The sequence below is a fragment of the Corallococcus llansteffanensis genome (assembly GCF_003612055.1).
Taxonomy (GTDB): domain Bacteria; phylum Myxococcota; class Myxococcia; order Myxococcales; family Myxococcaceae; genus Corallococcus; species Corallococcus llansteffanensis.
In genome coordinates, this window is record NZ_RAWB01000817.1 from 1 (window position 1) to 3,315 (window position 3,315).

The 3,315-nt window shown below is 71.0% G+C and carries 3 protein-coding genes; all 3 read left to right on the plus strand.

The annotated features are described in order from the left end of the window. On the plus strand, positions 1–453 hold a 453-nt coding region (locus D7V93_RS40645), incomplete at its 5' end, for a hypothetical protein (RefSeq protein WP_120648374.1). Positions 454–593: 140 nt separating this feature from the next. Then, positions 594–1,814 (plus strand): AI-2E family transporter, encoded by a 1,221-nt coding sequence (locus D7V93_RS40650; protein WP_120648375.1) that lies wholly within the window; start codon positions 594–596, stop codon positions 1,812–1,814. A 135-nt stretch (positions 1,815–1,949) separates the two neighbouring features. Beyond that, a partial coding sequence (locus D7V93_RS40655; protein ID WP_147451609.1) for a PAS domain-containing sensor histidine kinase occupies positions 1,950–3,315 on the plus strand: 1,366 nt, incomplete at its 3' end.

Below are 3,315 nucleotides of genomic sequence, written 5' to 3' on the forward strand. Positions count from 1 at the left end.
CGCTGGGACCACCTCTTCGACCTCAAGCCCATCGCCCTCGTGGACCACCTGCTGGACGAGGTGGCGCGGCTGCTCGCCAAGGACCTCCAGGCGTGGCCGCCGCCCGTCCAGGACCTGGATGTGGCCACCCTGGGCGAGTTCGCCCCGCTGTTCACGGACGTCACCCGCCGCCCCGACCCGGCCGTCTACACGGAGGCCCTGCGCCTGGCGCGCTGGGACCTGGCGCGCGAGTTCGACGCCTTCGACGACTATGTGCGCAACAAGCGCTACCTGGAGCGGGGCCTCTCCCCGGACGACCGGGTCCCCCTGCTCTTCCTCACCCGCTGGCTGACCGAACAGATGCTGGGCCTGGGCGAGGCCACCCAGGGCCGCATCAAGCGCCCCCTGATGCGCAACTGCCTGGACCGGCTGGAGGCCCGGCTGGACGCCCCGCCCCCGCTGCCCCAGGCCTGAAGCCCCAGGCTCCGGCGCACCGGCGCCGGTCGCCCGCCTGCTCCCACGACGCTTCGTCGGCGTAGGAGCGGCGTCCTTTGCGCGAAGCTTTCTGTCGGGAGCTTGTCAGGAGGGAGCCTGCTGCCCTAAGCCGACATCCCATGTCGCAGCCCGTGGATGCCTCCGCCCCCGATGAACGCCGCAAGCGCCTGCTCCTCCTCGCGGGGCTGTGGGTGGCCCTCGCGGTGGTGCTCTTCTCCCTGCGCTCGGTGGTGATGCCCTTCGCGGGGGCCGCGCTCATCGCGTACCTGGTGCAGCCGCTGGTGGCGCGCATCACGCGGTGGAACCTGGGCGGCCGCTCCGTGCCCCGGTGGGTGGCCATCCTGCTCATCTACGCGGGCTTCTTCCTCGCGGTGTACCTGTTCTTCGTCGCGCTGGTGCCGCAGCTCTACCGCGAGGTGGTGCGCGTCAGCCGCGAGATGGCGGGCTTCGCCAGCGCGCTCACGCCGGAGCACGTGCAGACGCTCGCGCAGCGCGCGGAGACCTGGCTCAACGTGTACGGCATCCCCGTGGCCCTGTCGGACCGGGCCATGGAGGGCGCGGCCGCGGGCACCTCCAGCGGCTTCAGCCTCGCGCTGGACCTGGAGCAGATGCTCACCGACGCGGTGGCGCGGGGCACGTCGCTGGTGCGCGAGAACCTGGCGGACATCGTCAACGTGTCGCGCCGCATCGTCGGCGAGGTGCTGGCCGGCGTCTTCATGCTGTTCTTCATCCTGATGGTCGCCGCGTTCTTCTCCATCGACGCGCAGGCCATCCGCCGCTACTTCGGCACGCTCGTGCCCGCGGAGTTCCTGCCCGACGCGAAGACGCTGGTGGCGCGCATCGACCGGTCGCTGTCCGGCGTGGTGCGCGGCCAGTTCACCATCTGCCTCGTCAACGGCGGCCTCACCCTGGTGGGCCTGCTGCTGTTCGGCGTGAAGTTCGCCTTCCTGCTCGCCACCATCGCCACGCTCTTCAGCCTCATCCCCATCTTCGGCACCATCATCAGCTCGGTGCCCATCATCCTCATCGCGCTCGCGGACGGCGTGCAGAAGGGCTTCGCGCTCCTCTTGTGGATCATCGGCATCCACGCGCTGGAGGCGTACTTCCTCAACCCGAAGATCATGGGCGAGGCCGCGCGCATCCACCCCGTGGTGGTGGCCTTCTCCCTCATCGCGGGCGAGCGGCTCTTCGGCCTGTGGGGCGCGCTGTTCGCCGTGCCGGTGGCCTCCATCGCCGTGGCCTGCTTCGACTACGCGCGCCTCAAGGCCCAGCCGCCCCCGCTCGTCACGGCCGCCAGCCCGCCGTCCGTCGGCTCCACGGACGCCGCCCCGGCGGCATGAAGGCCTTCGCCGCGGGTGGGGACTTCCCCCCAAGCGTCCACCGGTGAAAAACGCGGGGCGGATGCACACATCCCCCTGGCCATCCGCGGAGTGAGTGCTTAATCCATCGCGCCCCTCGTCTTCCGAGGCCGCGTCATGACCGCCAACCCGCCACAGGCCCCTGACTTCCGGGCCCTGTTCGAAGCCTCGCCCAATCCGTACCTGGTGCTGACGCCCGGGTTCGTCATCGTCGCGGTGACGGAGGCATACCTGCGGGCCACCCAGACGCGGCGTGAGGCCATCCTCGGCCGCCACATCTTCGACGTCTTCCCGGACAACCCCGACGACCCGGCGGCCACCGGGGTGACCAACCTGCGCGCGTCCCTGGAGCGCGTGGTGAAGACGGGCGCCCCGGACGCGATGGCGGTCCAGAAGTACGACATCCCCCGGCCCGAGGCGGACGGCGGCGGGTTCGACGTGCGGTACTGGAGCCCGCTGAACTCGCCCGTGTTCGACGGGGATGGGACGCTGCGCTACCTCATCCATCGCGTCGAGGACGTGACGGACTTCGTCCAGCTGAAGAACCAGGACGCCGAACAGAGCCGCAAGAACGCGGCGCTCCAGGCGCTCGCGGGCGAGATGGAGGGGGAGATCTTCCGGCGCGCCCAGCAGATTCAAGAGGCGAACCAGCAGCTGCGCACCGCGAACGAGCAGCTGGGCGAGTTGGATCGACTCAAGTCGGAGTTCTTCGCCAACGTCAGCCACGAGTTCCGCACGCCGCTGACGTTGATGCTAGGGCCCACGGAGGACCTGCTCGCCGGGCGCGCGGGCCCGCTGCCGGACGCGGCCCGGAAGGAGCTGGAGCGCGTGCACCGCAACGCGGGCCGCCTGCTCAAGCTGGTGAACGCGCTCTTGGACCTGTCGCGCCTGGAGGCCGGCCCGAAGGAGGAGCGCTTCGTGCCTGCGGACCTGGCCGCGCTGACGACGGACGCGGCGAGCAGCTTCCGCTCCGCCATGGAGCGCGCGGGCCTCAAGCTGACGGTGGACTGCCCGCGCCTGTCGGAGCCCGTGTACGTGGCGCCGGACCTGTGGGAGCAGATCGTCCTCAACCTCGTCTCCAACGCGTTCAAGTTCACGCTCCAGGGCGGTGTCACACTGCGCCTGTACGAGCACGACCGCTGGGTGTCGCTGGAGGTCGAGGACACCGGCTCGGGCATCCCCGCGCCGGAGCTGCCCCGCCTCTTCGAGCGCTTCCACCGCGTGCCGGGCACCGCGTCGCGCACGCACGAGGGCACCGGCATCGGGCTGGCGCTGGTGCAGGAGTTCGCCCGGCTGCACGGCGGCACGGTAGGGGTGAAGAGCCAGGAGGGCCACGGCACGACCTTCACCGTCACCCTGCCCCTGGGCCATGCGCACCTGCCTCCGGAGCGCATCCGCACCACACCCCATCCCCGCTCCGCGGCGCGCGAGGCCACGACGGCCTACGTCCAGGAAGCGCTGCAGTGGAGCCCCACCCCGAAGG

Coding starts and splice junctions, on each gene's coding strand:
- D7V93_RS40650 (WP_120648375.1), top strand. CDS start 594: ATGTCGCAGCCCGTGGATGCCTCCGCCCCCGATGAACGCCGCAAGCGC.